Consider the following 17,304-nt stretch of genomic DNA (forward strand, 5'->3'; position numbering starts at 1 on the left):
AGAACCACCTGTATGACCCGACGCTCCTCAACCGCCGCGACGGTCAAACGCCAGCCCTCATGCTCCAGGCTATCACCCACCACGGGCAGGCGGTCGAGCAGGCTCATCACCAACCCGGCGAGGGTTTGATAGTCCTGGGTGGCGGCAGCCTTGAAGCCGGTACGCTGGCGCACCAGGTTAAGGTTCAAGGCGCCATTGGCGCGAAACCCCTCGCCCTCCTCGACAATATCCGGCCCTTCGATTTCGCTGGCATCGGGCAATTCACCGGCGATGGATTCGAGAATGTCGGTCATGCTCAACACACCCATGAAGTCGCCGAATTCGTTGATCACGAAGGCAATGTGGGTCGACTCCTGGCGCATTTGCTCCAGGGCGTTAAGGATCGAGAAGCTCTCCAGCAAATTGACCGCCCGGCGCGCCAAGTGCTCAAGGTTCGGCTCGTTACCGGCCAGGTATTCCTTGAGCAGCTCCTTTTTATGCACAAACCCTAACGGCTCATCCACAGCGCCGTTACGGATCAACGGCAGGCGCGAATAGGACGAGTGCATGAGTTTTTGCCGGATGGTGTCGGCGTCGTCCGCCAGATCAATACAGTCGACCTTGGCCCGTGGCGTCATCAAGGTGCGGATCGGCCGCTCGGCCAATTGCAACACACCGCTGATCATCACGCGTTCACGTCGATCGAACAGCGGGCCTTGGCCGGCATCCGGCTCGCCCAGCAGGTCAGCGACGTCATCATCCACACCCTCCACCGCCAAACTGCGGCCACCGAGCAAACGCATCACCGCATGGGCGGTACGCTGGCGCACCGGCAAGGTGCCTTGCGCCGACTTCTTGCGACGGGCGCGGGCCAGCTGGTTGAACAACTCCACCACAATCGAGAAGCCCATGGCTGCATACAGGTAGCCCTTAGGCACATGGAAGCCCAAGCCTTCGGCGGTCAGCACTAGGCCGATCATCATCAAGAAGCTCAGGCACAGCATGATCACCGTCGGGTGCGAATTGACGAAGCGCGTCAGCGGCTTGCTCGCCACGATCATCAGGCCGATGGAGAAGACCACGGCGATCATCATCACCGCCAGCTCATCGACCATGCCCACGGCCGTGACCACCGCATCCAGGGAGAACACCGCGTCGAGTACCACGATCTGCGCGACGATCGGCCAGAACATCGCATAAGTGGCATTGCCGGTGCGTTGCGCCACATGCCCCTCAAGGCGCTCATGCAATTCCATGGTGGCTTTGAACAACAGGAACACACCGCCAAACAGCATGATCAGGTCACGCCCGGAGAAGCCTTTGCCGAACACTTCGAACAGGGGCTGGGTGAGCGTCACCATCCACGAAATACTTGCCAGCAAGCCCAGGCGCATCAGCAATGCCAGGGACAGCCCGATCAACCGCGCGCGGTCGCGCTGCTCCGGCGGCAACTTGTCGGCCAAAATCGCAATAAACACCAGGTTGTCGATGCCCAGCACCAGTTCCAGCACAATCAAGGTCAACAAGCCAAGCCAGGCCGTTGGATCCGCTAACCATTCCATTTATAAAAGTCTCGTAGTTGATTTCAGAATGCCGGGCACGGCAAGGCGCGGTCAGTGGACCGGGACAAGGTTAGCAGTCGGAATACGGGGTACTTGAGCAGGAACGGCGACAGTGAATGTCTTGGGGAAAGACGACTGGGAGGCTCCGAGAGGGTGTTCATGCAAGTCCTGCAGTGAGAAAAGGACTTGAATCGTACAGTCGAAACTCAAATTTCCCACACTGCAAAACTATTACAAAATCTGTATTTCAAGCGTACGCAAAAGCGATGTGGGGATTGGTTTGTCTGGGATTTTGGTGTGTATATCTGTTGCTGCGGTGATGGCTACTTAGGGTTCCGCCCTGACGGCGGGTCACTTTTGTAAAGACCGGAATGCCGGCCCAGACAAAAGTAACCAAAAAGTCTTCGCCCCACCACTCAGCACCTCGCTTAGGCTCGGTGTGCCAGAACGAAGGCTTGAGTGGTTGAATAAAAAGCCAGATCAAGTGCAAAGCAAAAGCCAATCTACCTGATGCAACTCGGTCTAAATGTGGGAGCGGGCTTGCTCGCGAATGCGGCGTGTCAGTCAATTTATCTGTCACTGATACACCGCATTCGCGAGCAAGCCCGCTCCCACAGTTGACCGCATGCAGTTTTGAATATGAGGTCGGCTGCGGATTTGCATGCACTGAACATGTGCTTTTCTGTGGGAGCTGGCTTGCCTGCGATGCAGACAGGCAAGCCAGCTCCCACATAAGCCAGTTCCGACCTAAGCCAGTTTCAGATGGCGGGTCAGGATTTACGCGTCGCATCATCCAGCGCCAGGATCGTGTGCGCATTCGTCACCGTGGTGGCGAGCGTATTAATCACCCCAGACCGCAACGCGCCCAAGGTCGCTGCCGCCTTGGTGTTCTCGCTGGCAATCGCCACCACATCCGGGATGCGAAACAACTCCTGGACGGTCAACCCGATCACTCGCCCTTGAATCGCGTTGACCGCCGGCTGTCCATGAATGTCGATAAAGTCATACCCCATCATGTCGCCCACCGTGCCGGACAGCCGCGCCTGGGCGATTTCCTGCGGCGAGAACCAGCCCATGCGCACCATGTTGCTGTTCTCGCTCATGTCACCAATGCCGATCAGCGCAATGTCCGCGCGCCGCGCGCGGTCGAGGGTTGAGCGCACCGTGTCGTTGTTGATCAGCACGCCGCGCAATTCCGGGTTGGCCACCAGTGCCGGCGCATACAAGCTTTCACTCTCGCCACCAAAACGCAGGGCCAGGCGTCGGCAGATATGGTCGGGGTTCATGTATTCGCCCGCCTTGAGCGAACCGCCGATAGCACAGACAAATGTGCAGTTGCGCGTCACCGGCAAAAACACGTTGTCGGCGACCGCGCCGACGTTACGGCCCATGCCGACGGCGACGATCATGCCGTCGCTCAAGGTTTTGTTCAGGTAGTTGGCCACCAGGCTGGCGACGGCCGAGCGCTGGGTGTCGGGTTCGCTGTGGTCGACGGCGATCAGCGCGCGGTCGAGCTTGAAGCGCTCCACCAGCGCGCGCTCCAGCTCGTTGTTCATTGCCGGGTGCTGCAACACCCGTACCTCGACAATCCCTTCATCGCGCGCACGTTTGAGCAAGCGGCTGACTTTGGCCCGCGACAGGTCGAAGCGCTTGGCGATGGCCTCCTGAGTGACGTTCTCAAGGTAATAGAGCATCGCCACTTCGGTCATCTGATCGATATCGCTGGCGATGCGCTGGGTACTGTCACTCATGGGGACGGGCTTCCGTTTCGGCGTCAAAGGCGCATTCTCCCGACTCTTGCCCCGTCCCGTCCACTACTGATGCCCATCGCGCTCGATCGCATTGATACGCTCGACCTTGGCCCCGGAACGCGCCGCCTCGAACTCCGACTCCAGAAACGATTTGACGATGCTTTTGGCCAGCTCGGCGCCGATCACCCGCGCGCCAATAGAGAGGATTTGCGCATCGTTGCTCTTGCGTGCGCGCTCCGCCGAATAGGTGTCGTGGGCCTGGGCCGCACGGATGCCCAGCACCTTGTTGGCCGAGATGGCCATGCCGATCCCGGTGCCGCACACCAGCACACCTAAGCGTTGCTGCCCGGCATTGATGGCGGTGGCCACTGCCAGCGCGATGTCCGGGTACAGCACCGGCGCGGTGGAATGGGTGCCGAAGTCGGTCACCGGGTAACCCAGCGCCTCGATATGGCGCTTTAACAGCTCTTTGAGCTCAAAACCCGCTTCATCGCATCCGATAGCCACCGGGAAAGGTGTGTTCATGGCGTCTGGCTCCGCTGCCGTTTAGGTGCTTTAGACTGATCATATGATCACTCAATGAAATTTCGCTCAGTTATTTCTCGAGCATTACACCCTTTCTGTCAAGCGCGTTTTAGCTGACCTTCCAGTCAAAGCCGTCTAAACAGGCCAGTTTTGCGCAAACAGGCGTATTTATAACTTTTTAATGAAAGCGATTGACTGATCAGAATTTCATTTGATACACATATGATCACAGCGAAACATGACTGTGCGACCTAATAAGAATTCACAGCACGAGGACACGCCGATGGCCACGCCATTACTGCTCCAGGCTGAACACGTCGCCAAGGCCTACGCCGGGGTGCCTGCCCTGCGTGACGGGCGCCTTTCTCTGCGGGCCGGCAGCGTGCATGCGCTGTGCGGCGGCAATGGCGCCGGCAAGTCGACGTTCCTGAGCATCCTGATGGGCATCACCCAGCGTGACGCCGGAACCATCCTGCTCAACGGCACGCCCGTCCAGTTCAACCGCCCAAGTGAAGCGCTGGCGGCGGGGATCGCGATGATCACCCAGGAGCTGGAACCCATCCCTTATATGACCGTCGCCGAAAATATCTGGCTGGGCCGCGAACCGCGCCGTGCCGGTTGCATCGTCGACAGCAAGACCCTCAACCGCCGCACCCGCGAGCTGCTCGAAAGCCTGGAATTCGAGGTCGACGCCACCAGCCCCATGCACCGCCTGAGCGTGGCGCAGATTCAACTGGTGGAAATCGCCAAGGCGTTCAGCCATGACTGCCAGGTGATGATCATGGACGAGCCGACTTCGGCGATCGGCGAGCGCGAAGCGGAAACCCTGTTCAAGGCCATCCGCCGCCTCACTGCAAGAGGCGCCGGCATCGTCTACGTATCGCACCGCTTGAGCGAGCTGGCGCAGATCGCCGACGCATACAGCATTTTCCGCGACGGCGCCTTTGTGGAAAGCGGGCGCATGGCCGATATCGACCGCAACCATTTGGTGCGCGGGATTGTTGGCCAGGAGCTGACACGCATCGACCATAAGGTCGGCCGCGAATGCGCCGCCACCACCTGCCTGCAAGTCGACAACCTGAGCCGCAATGGCGAGTTCCACGACATCAGCCTGCAACTGCGCCAGGGCGAAATCCTCGGCATCTATGGGCTGATGGGTTCGGGGCGCAGCGAGTTTCTCAATTGTATCTATGGGTTGACGGTCGCGGACTCCGGCAGCGTGACCCTGCAAGGCAAGCCCATGCCCATCGGCCTGCCCAAAGCCACGATCAACGCCGGTATGTCGCTGGTCACCGAAGACCGCAAAGACAGCGGCCTGGTGCTCACCGGCAGCATTCTTTCCAACATTGCGCTGTCGGCCTACAAGCGCCTGTCGAGTTGGTCGCTGATCAATGCGCGCAAGGAAACCCAACTGGCCGAAACCATGGTCAAGCGCCTGCAGATCAAGACCAGTTCCCTGGAGTTGCCGGTGGCGTCCATGAGCGGCGGCAACCAGCAGAAAGTCGTGCTCGCCAAATGCCTGTCGACCGAGCCGGTGTGCCTGCTCTGCGACGAGCCGACCCGTGGCATCGATGAAGGCGCCAAGCAGGAGATCTACCACCTGCTCGACCAGTTCGTGCGCGCCGGTGGCGCTGCCATTGTGGTGTCTTCCGAAGCCCCGGAGCTGCTGCATTTAAGTGATCGCATCGCCGTATTCAAAGGCGGCCGGCTGGTGACTATCAGCACCGACACCGCCCTTTCCCAGGAAGCCTTGTTGAGTCTTGCCTCATGAATGCCAAAACCATCGCTCCGCCCATGACCACCGCACCGCGCAATCGCCTGCGTGTGTCCCTCGACCGCTTCGGCCTGCCGCTGGTGTTTATCCTGCTGTGCGTGGTGATGGCGTTTTCCAGCGAATACTTCATGACCTGGCGCAACTGGATGGACATCCTGCGCCAGACCTCGATCAATGGCATTTTGGCCGTGGGCATGACCTACGTGATCCTCACCAAAGGCATCGACCTGTCGGTAGGCTCGATCCTGGCCTTTGCCGGGTTGTGCAGCGCCATGGTCGCGACCCAGGGCTACGGCCTGCTGGCGGCGGTGAGTGCGGGGATGTTTGCCGGCGCAATGCTCGGCGTGGTCAACGGCTTTATGGTTGCCAACCTGTCGATCCCGCCGTTCGTGGCCACCCTGGGCATGCTCAGTATCGCGCGCGGCATGACCTTCATCCTCAATGACGGCAGCCCCATCACCGACCTGCCCGACGCCTACCTGGCGCTGGGCATCGGCAAAATCGGCCCGATTGGCGTGCCCATCGTGATCTTCGCGGTGGTCGCGCTGATCTTCTGGATGGTGCTGCGCTACACCACGTACGGCCGCTACGTGTACGCGGTGGGCGGCAATGAAAAGAGCGCACGCACCTCGGGTATCGGCGTGCGCAAGGTGATGTTTTCGGTGTACGTGGTCTCGGGTTTGCTCGCCGGGTTGGCCGGCGTAGTGCTCTCGGCACGCACCACCTCCGCCCTGCCCCAGGCCGGGGTTTCCTATGAGCTGGACGCGATTGCCGCCGTGGTGATCGGCGGCACCAGCCTGTCGGGCGGCACCGGCAGCATTGTCGGCACATTGTTTGGTGCGCTGCTGATCGGCGTGATCAACAACGGGCTGAACCTGCTCGGCGTGTCTTCGTATTACCAGCAGGTCGCCAAGGGCCTGATCATCGTGTTCGCAGTACTGATCGACGTGTGGCGCAAGAAAAAACGCTAGAGAACGACCCACAACAATAACCGGAGTTCTACTCATGAAACTTGGTACCACTTTGGCCGCCGCGGCGACCCTCACCCTGCTCGCCAGCAGCGTTGCCTTTGCCGCCGACGGCAAGACCTACAAGATCGGCGCCGCCGTCTACGGCCTCAAGGGCCAGTTCATGCAGAACTGGGTCCGTGAGCTCAAGGAGCACCCGGCGGTCAAGGACGGCACCGTGCAACTGACGGTGTTCGACGGCAACTATGACGCCCTGACCCAGAACAACCAGATCGAAAACATGGTGACCCAGCACTACGACGCCATCCTGTTCGTGCCCATCGACACCAAGGCCGGCGTCGGCACCGTTAAAGCCGCCATGAGCAACGACGTAGTGGTCATCGCCTCCAATACGAAAGTAGCCGATGCCTCCGTGCCTTATGTGGGCAACGACGACGTAGAGGGCGGCCGCCTCCAGGCCCAGGCCATGGTCGACAAGCTCAATGGCAAAGGCAATGTGGTGATCATCCAGGGCCCGATTGGCCAGTCGGCGCAAATCGACCGGGAAAAAGGCGAACTGGAAGTGCTGAGCAAGCATCCGGACATCAAGATCATCGAGAAAAAGACCGCCAACTGGGACCGCGCCCAGGCCCTGACCCTTACCGAAGACTGGCTGAACGCGCACCCCAAAGGCATCAACGGCGTGATCGCGCAAAACGACGACATGGCCCTGGGTGCCGTGCAGGCGCTGAAGTCCCACGGGTTGACGTCCAAGGACGTGCCGGTCACCTCTATCGACGGCATGCCGGACGCGATCCAGGCGGCGAAGAAAGACGAAGTCACCACCTTCCTGCAAGACGCCCAGGCCCAATCCCAAGGCGCGCTGGATGTGGCATTGCGCGCACTGGCGGGCAAGGACTACAAGCCGCAGTCGGTGATCTGGGAGCGCTACGGCAAAGACGTGAAATGGGGCGATGGCACCGCCAAGAACTACATCCTGCCGTGGGTGCCCGTCACTAACGCGAATGCCGATGCGCTGTACCAGCAGGTCAGCGGCAGTAAATAACGGTCTGTGATCGTTCCCACGCTCCGCGTGGGAATCCATCCCGTGACGCTCCGCGTCACCCAACATCGGGACGCAGAGCGTCCCAGGCGGCATTCCCACGCAGAGCGTGGGAACGATCGAGAGAGGAGTCATTCATGTCTGGATTCTGGAACCAAGCCTTCGACCTCACCGGCCGTTGCGCGGTGATCACCGGCGGCGCCGCCGGCATTGGCCTGGCCTGCGCCAACCTGCTGGTGGAGCGCGGCGCCCGCGTGGCCCTGCTCGACCGCGACCCGGCGGTGGTGCACGTCGCGGCCAGCCTGGGCGACGGCCACCTGGGCATTGCCGTCGACCTCGGCCAGATCGGCCAGATACAGCGCACCATCGACAGCGTATTCGAACACTTCCAGCGCATCGATTACCTGATCAACAGCGCCGGCGTGGTGTTGCTGGACAAGGCCGTCGACGTCAGCGAAAGCGCCTGGGACACCACCCTCGACATCAACCTCAAGGCCAGCTTCTTCGTGGCCCAGGCCTGCGCCAGACACATGTTGGCGCAGGGCAGCGGACGCATCGTCAACCTGGCCTCCCAGGCCGCCGTGATTGGCCTGGACCGTCACGTCGCCTACTGCGCGAGCAAGGCCGCCATCGTCGGCATGACCAAAGTGCTCGCCATGGAATGGGCGCCACAGATCAACGTCAACGCCATCTCCCCAACTATCGTCGAGACCGCCCTGGGCAAAAAAGCCTGGGCCGGTGAATTGGGTGAGAAGGCCAAATTGCAGATCCCGGCGGGCCGTTTTGCCCAGCCGGAAGAAATCGCCGGGCTGGCGCTGTACCTGCTCAGCGACGCTGCGCAGATGATCACCGGCGCCAACATGGTGATCGATGGCGGCTACAGCATTCAGTAATTCATTTTTTTGTCGTGAGGTTTAGTCATGTCCACCGTCACCGAACGCACACCTGAACAATTGTCCCCGGTCATCCCGAAAACCATGCAGGCCGTGGTCTGCCACGGGCCGGAAGACTATCGCCTGGAAACCGTCGACGTGCCCACACCAGGCCCTGACGAGATTCTCACCAAAGTCGAGCTGTGCGGCATCTGCATGGGTGACATCAAGACCTATCGCGGCGCGCCATCGTTCTGGGGCGATGCCGAGCAACCGCGCTATGTGAAGCCGCCGATGATTCCCGGGCATGAGTTCGTCTGCCGTGTTGTCGCCCTCGGCCCAGGTGCAGAAAAGCGCGGTGTGGCGGTCGGCGACCGAGTGATCTCCGAACAGATCGTGCCGTGCTGGGGCTGCCGTTTCTGCAACCACGGCCAGTACTGGATGTGCCAGAAGCACGACCTGTATGGCTTCCAGAACAATGTGCAGGGCGCCATGGCCCAATACATGATTTTCACCAAGGAAGGCATCATTCATAAAGTGCCGGAATCCATCGCCCCGGATGAAGCCATTCTGATCGAGCCGCTGGCCTGCTCGCTGCACGCGGCCGAGCGCGCGAATGTCGACCATGACGATGTGGTGGTAGTCGCCGGCGCCGGCACCTTGGGCCTGGGCATCATCGGTGCGGTGCGCCTGCGCAACCCGAAAAAACTGATCGTGCTGGACATGAAACCCGAACGCGCCGCCCTCGCCCTGCGCATGGGCGCCGACGAGGTGTGGAACCCGGCTGAAGTCGACGTAATGGCCAAAATTCGCGAAATCACCGACGGTTATGGTTGCGACATTTATATCGAAGCCACCGGGCACCACAAGGCGGTAAACCAGGGCCTGGCGATGCTGCGCAAGCTGGGGCGTTTCGTCGAATTCAGCGTGTTTAATGACGAGGCCACGGTAGATTGGTCGATCATCGGCGACCGCAAGGAACTGGATATTTTGGGTTCACACCTGGGGCCGTACATGTACCCGCGCGCCATCGATTTTATCGGCAACCGCAAGATCGACATGCGCGACGTGGTGACCCACAAGTTTGCGTTGGCGGACTTCAAGGAAGCATTTGCGGTGATGGAGCGTGGGGACAAGTCGCTCAAGGTAGTCCTCGAACCTTAAGAACACTACATACCCAAATGTGGGAGCGGGCTTGCTCGCGAAGACGGCGTGTCAGTCAACACAGGTATCAACTGAACCACCGCTTTCGCGAGCAAGCCCGCTCCCACAGGGAATTGTTGTTGCCCTTCAAGAACAAGAACAGGAACCCGCGTTATGAATCGAGTCATCAACGATCCGGACCACGTGGTCGAGGACATGCTGCGCGGCATCCTGGTCGCGCACCCCGAGTTGCGCCAATACGAAACCAACCCACGGGTCATCACCAAGGCCAAGCCATCGGCAGCCGGCTGTGTCGGCATTGTCACCGGCGGCGGCTCCGGCCATGAACCGGCCTTTCTCGGCTACGTCGGCCCGGGCCTGGTGGACGCCGTGGCCGTCGGCGAGATCTTCTCGTCGCCCACCGCCAAGAGCTTTTTCGACGCCTTCCGCGCCGCCGACCATGGTGCGGGCGTGGCCTGCCTGTACGGCAACTACGCCGGTGACAACATGAACGTGAAGCTGGCAATGAAAATGGCCGCCAGCAAAGACATGCGCATCCGCACCGTGGTCGCCAATGACGACGTGGCTTCCGCACCCAAGGCCGATATCGCCAAGCGCCGTGGCGTGGCCGGCGAAATATTCATGTGGAAGATCGGCGGCGCTGCGGCCGCCCAGCATTACGACCTGGATGGCGTGATTCGCGTCGCACAGAAAACCGTGGATAACTGCCGCTCCATCGGCATCGGCCTCACGCCCTGCACCATCGCGGCCGTGGGCAAGCCGAACTTCCAGATTCCCGACGGCCAGATGGAACTGGGCATCGGCCATCACGGCGAACCGGGCATTGAAGTGATCGCCATCGAACCGGCTGCCGCCATGGCCGAGCGCATGCTCGCGCCGATCCTCGCCGACCGCGATTTCAGCCAGGATGACAGTGTGGTGGTGCTGGTTTCGGGCCTGGGCGCTACACCGGTGATGGAGTTGTATGTGTTCTACGCCGAGGTCGAAAGCCAACTCAAGGCCAAGGGCCTGAAGATTCACCGTTGCTACGTCGGCAACTACTTCACCTCCCTGGAAATGATGGGCGTGACCCTGACCCTGCTCGGCCTCGACGCTGAGCTAAAAACCCTGATCGACCAACCCTGCCGTTCCATCGGCATGACCCAGGCGGAGTGAACCATGAACCAGCATTTTTCCACCCGCGACGGCAGCGCCATTGTCGCTGACCTGGTCAGCGTGATCGTGGCCAACCGTGAATACCTCAGTGAAATCGACGGCGCCATTGGCGACGGCGACCACGGTATCAACATGGCCAAGGGCTTTGCCCATTGCGGGCGCAGCCTCGAAGGTCGCCAGTTGACCCTGGCCGAAGCCCTGGATGAACTGACCCTGAGCCTGATGGAAGGCATCGGCGGCTCCATGGGGCCGCTGTATGGCAGCCTGTTTATCGGCATGGCCGACGAAGTGCGCAGCAGCGAGAACATCGACGCGGCAACCTTTGCCCACCTGCTGCGCGGCGGCCTGACCTCGTTGCAGGACATCACCGAAGCGGGCGTGGGCGACAAGTGCTTGATGGACACGCTGATCCCGGCGGTTGAAGCCTTCGAGCGCGCGCATGCCAGTGGCGCGTCGTTTAATGATGCGCTGGAGGCGATGAAAACCGCCGCGTCCCAAGGGCGCGATTCGACCAAAGACCTGATCGCCAAAATCGGTCGCGCCAGCCGCCTGGGCGAGCGCTCGCTGGGGGTGCTGGATGCCGGGGCGGTGTCGTGCTGCCTGATTCTTACGCGCCTGGCCGATTCCGTGCAGCCACGGCTGACTGCGTGACCTGCTGTATATACCGCGCAACCGCCGGCGCTTTTTCAAAGCGCCGGTGAATCAGCGACAGCCACGATGAGGCCTCATTCGCGCCCTGATGGATCGTGCGGTACACCACGCCCGGCAAATTCACGTGCCCGACCATCGACGCTGGCACCACCGCCACGCCCTGCCCTAACGACACCAATGCCACCACTGCGACCAGGCCGCCCGGCTGCGGCCCCAGGCTCGGGGCGAAACCACCCTGTGCCGCAACATGCAAAGTGCCGCTGATTTGTTCGGGCAATATAAACGTCTCGTTTTGCAGGTGTTCGCAGCCGATGACCTTAAGACCCAGCAGCCAGGAGTCCTGGGGCAGCGCCAACACAAAGCCTTCGCTGTCCAGGCGCACCGCCTCCACACCTTCAGGCAAGGTCATGGGCGAGCGGATATAGCCGATGTCATAACGCCCGTCGGCTACCGCACCGGGCAAGGACGCCATGGCGCATTCGCGCACATTCACGCTCACATCGGGAAACGCCTGGCTGAACGCCTGCATCTGTTTTTGCAGCAGCCCCGAATACACCGCCGACGCCACATAGCCCAATTCGATATGCCCGATTTCCCCGCGCCCGGCGCGCTGGGCGTTGCGTTGGGCGAACTCGAACTGGCGCACGGTGGCTTCGGCTTCGATCAGCAACGCAGCACCGGCTTCAGTGAGGCTCACCTCACGTTGCTGACGGATAAACAGGCGCGTGCCCAGCGTGGCTTCCATGTCCTGGATCTGTCGGCTCAAGGTCGGCGGCGCGATGCCCAGTTGCTCAGCCGCGCGGGTGAAATTGCGCTGCCTGGCGACGGCGAGGAAGTAGCGGAAATGGCGGATTTCCATTCAGGTATTAGCTCAAAGGTAATGAAGTGTGGGTTCCCAGCTAATAAAACGAGCCTTAGCCAGGGATAAGCTCAGCGTACACCCACACTGAGGCGCCTGCGATGCACATTATTGGTCTTTCCCACATTACCTGTAAGGCAATCAAGCCATGAGCCAGGTCAGCCCGCGCCTCACCCTGCTGACCGCCTCGGGAGTCTGCTCGCTGATTGTGCTCGACACCAATATCGTCGCCGTCACCCTGCCGAGTATCGCGCGCGACCTGGGTGCGAATTTCGCCGATATCGAGTGGGTGGTCAGCGCCTATATGCTGGCGTTCGCCGCCCTGTTACTGCCCGCCGGCAGCATCGCCGACCGCTTTGGTCGCAAGCGGTCGCTGATCTGGGGCTTGAGCATTTTCATCCTTGCCTCGCTGGGCTGTGGCGCTGCACCGAATGCGTTGTTGCTGGACCTTGCCCGCGCCGTCAAAGGCGTCGGCGCAGCCTTGCTGCTGACCTCTGCCCTGGCGTCCATCGGCCACACCTTTCACGATGAAGTCGAGCGTGCCAAAGCCTGGGCATTCTGGGGCGCATGCATGGGCGTGGCGATGACCGCCGCGCCGACCCTGGGCGGCGTGATCACCCAGTACCTGGGCTGGCGCTGGATCTTCTACCTCAACCTGCCCGTGGGTCTTGGGTTGATGGCGCTGGTGCTGCGGGCGATCCCCGAATCACGCGACACTCAATCTGCGCGTCTGGACCCGTGGGGCAGCCTGGCGTTCAGTGCCAGCTTGCTGTGCCTGATCTGGGGTTTGATCGAGGCCAATCGCATCGGCTGGGACAGCCCGCTGACCTACGCGCGCCTGATTGGCGGCGCAGTGTTGCTGGGTGTATTTGTAATCGTCGAACGTGTGCAACAGCGGCCCATGGTCGACTTGCAACTGTTCCGGCACCCGCGTTTTATCGGCGCGCTGCTGGGGATGTTTGCCTACGCCGGCTGTGCCCAGGTGATGATGACGTTACTGCCGTTTTATCTGCAGAACGGTTTGGGTTTTTCTGCCATAGCGTCGGGGCTGGGAATGTTGCCATTTGCCTTGACCATGTTGATTTGCCCACGCATCGGCGCACGGCTGGCCGGGCGTTTTGCGCCTGCAACGATGATGGCCACCGGTTTGACTCTGGTGGGCTGCGGCAACCTGTTAAGCGCCTGGGCGGTGAATGTGGGCGGTTATCTGCCCTTCGCGCTGGCCATTGCCGTGACCGGCGCCGGTGCGGGCCTGCTCAATGGCGACACGCAGAAAAACATCATGGCTTGCGTGCCACGTGACCGTGCGGGCATGGCGTCGGGCATGAGTACCACGATGCGTTTCAGCGCGATCATGTTGGCCATCGGCGTGTATGGGGCGTTGCTCAGCAGCCATAGCGAGCAGTTGCTGAGCACGAGTATCGACCCGCAATGGCAGGCCCAGGTGGCGGGGATTGCGTCGCGAGTGGTGGCCGGGGATATGCAGGCGGCGATGGACTTGCTGCCGGAACCGGCGCGAGTGCTGGTGCAACCGCGGGCGCGGCAGGCGTTTGTGGGTGGGTTCAGTGGGGTGTTGTGGGTGGCCGGGTTGTTGGGGCTACTGGGAGCATTGGTGGTGGGGACGCTGATGCGAAAGCCGATTCCCGCCCTGGCGCAAAACTAAATGTGGGAGCCGCTACGATCGTTCCCATGCTCTGCGTGGGAATGCCGCCCCGGACGCTCTGCGTCCAGCACAAGGTTCAAGCACCGCGCAAGGGTGACGCGGAGCGTCACAGGATGCATTCCCACGCAGAGCGTGGGAACGATCGGTCACCTACAGTTACCAGAACCGCTGCTGGGTCAACCGGCTCCACCAGGCCAGCAACACGCGGTCCACCGAGCCGCTGGCCGCCAGGCCCACACGTTCTTGCAGGCTTTTACGCTCGGCGTAGTGCAGGTGGAACACGTCGGCCGTCTTGGCCTTGGTCGCCAGGTATTCGTCGCTGGTTTGCAGTTCATCGACCAACTGTTTGTCGAGCGCTGCAACACCCAGCCACACTTCTCCGGTCGCGACATCATCGATTGCCAACTGCGGGCGATAGCGCGAGACGAAGTTCTTGAACAACTGATGGGTGATGTCCAGGTCTTCCTGGAACTTCTCCCGGCCCTTCTCGGTGTTTTCGCCAAACACGGTGAGGGTGCGTTTGTATTCACCGGCGGTCAGCACTTCAAAGTCGATGTCGTGCTTTTTCAGCAGGCGGTTGACGTTGGGCAACTGCGCTACCACGCCAATGGAGCCGAGGATCGCAAAGGGTGCGCTGATAATCTTCTCGCCGATGCACGCCATCATGTAGCCGCCGCTGGCCGCAACTTTGTCGATGCACACGGTCAACGGCACGCCGGCCTGACGGATACGCGCCAGCTGCGATGAGGCCAGGCCATAGCTGTGCACCATGCCGCCGCCGCTTTCCAGGCGCAGCACCACTTCATCCTTGGGCGTGGCCAGGCTCAACAGCGCGGTGATTTCATGGCGCAGGCTCTCGGTGGCCGAGGCCTTGATGTCGCCGTCAAAATCCAGCACAAACACCCGTGGCTTGGCCTCGGGTTTCTTCTTGCTGTTCTTCTTTTCGGTCTTGCTTTCGGATTTGCGCAGGGCCTTGAGCTGGTCCTTGTCGAGCAGGCTCGATTCGAGGCGCTCACGCAGGCCTTTGTAGAAGTCATTGAGCTTGCTGACCTGCAATTGGCCGGCGGATTTGCGTCGCCCCTTGCTGCGCAGCGCGGCGAAACTGATCAGTACCACCAGAATAGCGACCACCAGGGTGACGGTCTTCGCCAGAAAGCTCGCGTATTCAGCCAAAAAATCCATATGTCTCCTCAAAAAGCACGGCGCCAGGCGCGGATGGCCCCAGCATACCGACGGCACCGCCTTCGGACCAGTGCTCAAACCGCCAGCAGTCGGCCTCTAACGCGCTTTTAAAACAAGCGTATGTTTTTTCATTGACAGCTCGCAGGCATCCTCATAACCTCGCCAGACTTTCAACGTACCGGGAAAACGGACGTGGGCAGCATCTATCTGATTCGACATGGCCAGGCCTCCTTCGGTGCAGACGACTATGACGTCCTGTCGCCCGTCGGCGTGGAGCAAGCGCAAGTCCTCGGTCGTCATCTGGCGGACCTGGGCCTCACGTTTGACCGCTGCCTGTCTGGCGACCTGCGTCGCCAGCAGCACACCGCCACCGCCGCATTCGATCAATACCGCGCCCTCGGCCTGCCAGCCCCAACGCTGGAAATCGACCCGGCCTTCAACGAGTTCGACGGCGAAGCGATCATCCGCGCCCTGCTCCCCGACCTGCTGACCACCGAGCCGCACGCTGTGGATATCCTGCGCAACGCTGCGCAAAACCGCAGCGAGTTCCAGCGCATTTTCGCCCTGATCATCGAGCGCTGGCTGGCCGGCACTTACGACCCGCCCGGGCTGGAAAGCTGGCTGGGTTTCGTGGAGCGTGTGCAGGGTGGCCTGCAACGCATCCTGGAAGCCGCCGACAACAGCGACAAGATCGCCGTGTTTACTTCCGGCGGCACCATTACCGCCCTGCTCCACCTGATTACCCGAATGCCTGCCGCGCAGGCCTTCGAACTGAACTGGCAAATTGTTAACACCTCGCTCAACCAGCTTAAATTCCGTGGTCGCGAGGTGGCACTGGCTTCCTTCAACAGTCATACCCACTTGCAACTGTTGAAGGCGCCGCAGCTCATCACGTTCCGGTGAATTGCGGCCAACCGTGACCCCAAGGTCACTGGACTCTACCTTAAAGGATCGAAACCATGACTGACGTAGCCAAAGCTGTAGAAGCAATGAAAGCCAAATTCAACCCAGCCGCCGCCGACGGCCTGGACCTGGTGTTCGGTTTCCGTATCGACGACACCCAGAACTTCTCGCTGGTGGTGAAAAACAACACCTGCGAACTGCTGGAAGGCGAAAACCCTGACGCCCAAGTCACTCTGGTGATGGACGCCGATACCATGAAAGGCATCGTCAGCGGCGAGACCGACGGCATGCAGGCCTTCATGGGCGGCAAGCTGCGCACCGAAGGCGACATGATGCTGGCCATGAAACTGAGCGAGCTGTTCCCGGCCTGATAACGCCGCGCTCAAAAAAATCCCGCCTTCCGGCGGGATTTTTCGTTCAGCCTGCCCCCCGGTCAGCGGGTGTTGGCGTTATCCATCTCTTCGAACGTGTCCATGTACGCAGGGTCATTACCATCGTTTTCACGAATCACACGCCCTTCATACTCGGCGCTGATTTCACCGGTATTGACGTCAAGCCCAACCACGATCACCAGCTTGTATTTGCCCACTTGCAAGTACATGTCATAGAGGTCCCGGGGTTCATCGGGCGCCATAAAAAAGCTGTAGCTGTAACGTACGCGCTTGGTTAACACGGGCCACTGTGCTTCAAACGTGCGGGAATCGAAGGATGGGAGCACATCGCTGATTCCACGCAGCGCGGCCTCGACCAGTTGGTCATTGTCCTTGGCCTTGAAGACCACCGGATGCGTGCGAGTCATCGACCGCATCGGGTTGGGAACAATATCCGTTTCAAGGCGGTACATGCCGTTACTGAACCATTTTGTTGCATCGAAGGTGTCGTCGCCTTTCTCGCATTCGCGGCAATGCATCATCAGCGGGGCCGCGGCGCTTTCTCGGGAATACAGTGAAGTGATGGACACACCGAAGGTGATCAGCAATGCCCACAATAGTCCTGCACTGCCAACTCGCGCGATAACATTCGCCATCGTCTACATCCTTGTCTGAAGGGGTGGCGAATTTACCTGATTCAGACCTTTTGGTGGCGGGAATTTTTTGCCTGCCATTTCGCAAGCAATGTAGTTTTAATCTGGGAGCTGGCTTGCCTGCGATGGCGGTGTTTCGGTGTACATATCCGTTATTTTTGTAACGGCGGCTTAGGGTTCCGCCCTGACGGCGGGTCACTTTTTGAAGGACCAAAAAGGTAACCAAAAAG

The 17,304-nt window shown here is 60.6% G+C and carries 16 protein-coding genes; 10 read left to right on the forward strand and 6 right to left on the reverse strand.

Annotated elements, in window-relative coordinates:
- The 3 genes from K0H48_RS03005 to rpiB form a co-directional block, all read right to left on the reverse strand.
- On the reverse strand, positions 1 to 1,541 hold a 1,541-nt coding region (locus K0H48_RS03005), incomplete at its 3' end, for a TerC family protein (protein ID WP_219266362.1).
- Positions 1,542 to 2,311: 770 nt separating this feature from the next.
- Complete coding sequence (locus K0H48_RS03010) at positions 2,312 to 3,292, reverse strand: sugar-binding transcriptional regulator (protein ID WP_017135920.1); 981 nt, start codon at positions 3,290 to 3,292, stop codon at positions 2,312 to 2,314.
- Between the two features lie 63 nt (positions 3,293 to 3,355).
- Positions 3,356 to 3,817 carry a ribose 5-phosphate isomerase B gene (gene rpiB, locus K0H48_RS03015; RefSeq protein WP_016969738.1) on the reverse strand — a complete coding sequence of 154 codons (462 nt, stop codon included), beginning with the start codon at positions 3,815 to 3,817 and terminating at the stop codon, positions 3,356 to 3,358.
- 283 nt (positions 3,818 to 4,100) lie between these two features.
- Between rpiB and K0H48_RS03020 the strand changes: the two genes are divergently transcribed.
- From K0H48_RS03020 to dhaL, 7 genes are all read left to right on the forward strand, one after another.
- A complete protein-coding gene (locus K0H48_RS03020; protein ID WP_219266343.1) occupies positions 4,101 to 5,588 on the forward strand; it encodes a sugar ABC transporter ATP-binding protein in 1,488 nt (495 codons plus the stop codon).
- Complete coding sequence (locus K0H48_RS03025; protein WP_138815740.1) at positions 5,585 to 6,562, forward strand: ABC transporter permease; 978 nt, start codon at positions 5,585 to 5,587, stop codon at positions 6,560 to 6,562. The genes K0H48_RS03020 and K0H48_RS03025 overlap by 4 nt, the downstream gene beginning before the upstream one ends.
- Before the next feature lie 34 nt (positions 6,563 to 6,596).
- Positions 6,597 to 7,604 carry a substrate-binding domain-containing protein gene (locus K0H48_RS03030; RefSeq protein ID WP_219266344.1) on the forward strand — a complete coding sequence of 336 codons (1,008 nt, stop codon included), beginning with the start codon at positions 6,597 to 6,599 and terminating at the stop codon, positions 7,602 to 7,604.
- Between the two features lie 134 nt (positions 7,605 to 7,738).
- Positions 7,739 to 8,494: an SDR family oxidoreductase gene (locus K0H48_RS03035; protein WP_219266345.1), complete on the forward strand. Its 756-nt coding sequence runs from the start codon at positions 7,739 to 7,741 to the stop codon at positions 8,492 to 8,494.
- Positions 8,495 to 8,521: 27 nt separating this feature from the next.
- Entirely contained in the window at positions 8,522 to 9,637 is a 1,116-nt protein-coding gene (locus K0H48_RS03040; protein WP_219266346.1) for an alcohol dehydrogenase catalytic domain-containing protein, read from the forward strand.
- A 153-nt stretch (positions 9,638 to 9,790) separates the two neighbouring features.
- Positions 9,791 to 10,792 (forward strand): dihydroxyacetone kinase subunit DhaK, encoded by a 1,002-nt coding sequence (locus K0H48_RS03045; RefSeq protein WP_219266347.1) that lies wholly within the window; start codon positions 9,791 to 9,793, stop codon positions 10,790 to 10,792.
- 3 nt (positions 10,793 to 10,795) lie between these two features.
- Entirely contained in the window at positions 10,796 to 11,443 is a 648-nt protein-coding gene (dhaL, locus tag K0H48_RS03050; RefSeq protein WP_219266348.1) for a dihydroxyacetone kinase subunit DhaL, read from the forward strand.
- On the opposite strand, the gene K0H48_RS03055 is transcribed toward dhaL, so the two are convergent.
- A complete protein-coding gene (locus K0H48_RS03055) occupies positions 11,400 to 12,302 on the reverse strand; it encodes a LysR family transcriptional regulator (RefSeq protein WP_219266349.1) in 903 nt (300 codons plus the stop codon). The genes dhaL and K0H48_RS03055 overlap by 44 nt on opposite strands.
- 148 nt (positions 12,303 to 12,450) lie before the next feature.
- Between K0H48_RS03055 and K0H48_RS03060 the strand changes: the two genes are divergently transcribed.
- Positions 12,451 to 13,965 carry an MFS transporter gene (locus K0H48_RS03060; RefSeq protein ID WP_219266350.1) on the forward strand — a complete coding sequence of 505 codons (1,515 nt, stop codon included), beginning with the start codon at positions 12,451 to 12,453 and terminating at the stop codon, positions 13,963 to 13,965.
- A 156-nt stretch (positions 13,966 to 14,121) separates the two neighbouring features.
- Here K0H48_RS03060 and sohB read toward each other — a convergent pair whose 3' ends face one another.
- The gene (gene sohB / locus K0H48_RS03065) at positions 14,122 to 15,147 is read right to left on the reverse strand and encodes a protease SohB (RefSeq protein WP_219266351.1); all 1,026 of its coding nucleotides are present in this window, start codon (positions 15,145 to 15,147) and stop codon (positions 14,122 to 14,124) included.
- Positions 15,148 to 15,339: 192 nt separating this feature from the next.
- Here sohB and K0H48_RS03070 point away from each other — a divergent pair, with 192 nt between their 5' ends.
- Together K0H48_RS03070 and K0H48_RS03075 are read left to right on the forward strand one after the other, a co-directional pair.
- The gene (locus K0H48_RS03070) at positions 15,340 to 16,050 is read left to right on the forward strand and encodes a histidine phosphatase family protein (RefSeq protein ID WP_219266352.1); all 711 of its coding nucleotides are present in this window, start codon (positions 15,340 to 15,342) and stop codon (positions 16,048 to 16,050) included.
- A gap of 56 nt (positions 16,051 to 16,106) precedes the next feature.
- A complete protein-coding gene (locus K0H48_RS03075) occupies positions 16,107 to 16,421 on the forward strand; it encodes an SCP2 sterol-binding domain-containing protein (protein WP_084380048.1) in 315 nt (104 codons plus the stop codon).
- A 62-nt stretch (positions 16,422 to 16,483) separates the two neighbouring features.
- On the opposite strand, the gene K0H48_RS03080 is transcribed toward K0H48_RS03075, so the two are convergent.
- Positions 16,484 to 17,077, reverse strand: coding sequence for a hypothetical protein (locus K0H48_RS03080; protein WP_219266353.1), 594 nt, complete (start codon positions 17,075 to 17,077; stop codon positions 16,484 to 16,486).
- Positions 17,078 to 17,304: the final 227 nt, after the last annotated feature.

This window comes from Pseudomonas sp. Xaverov 259 (genome assembly GCF_019352915.1).
Classification (GTDB): Bacteria; Pseudomonadota; Gammaproteobacteria; order Pseudomonadales; family Pseudomonadaceae; genus Aquipseudomonas.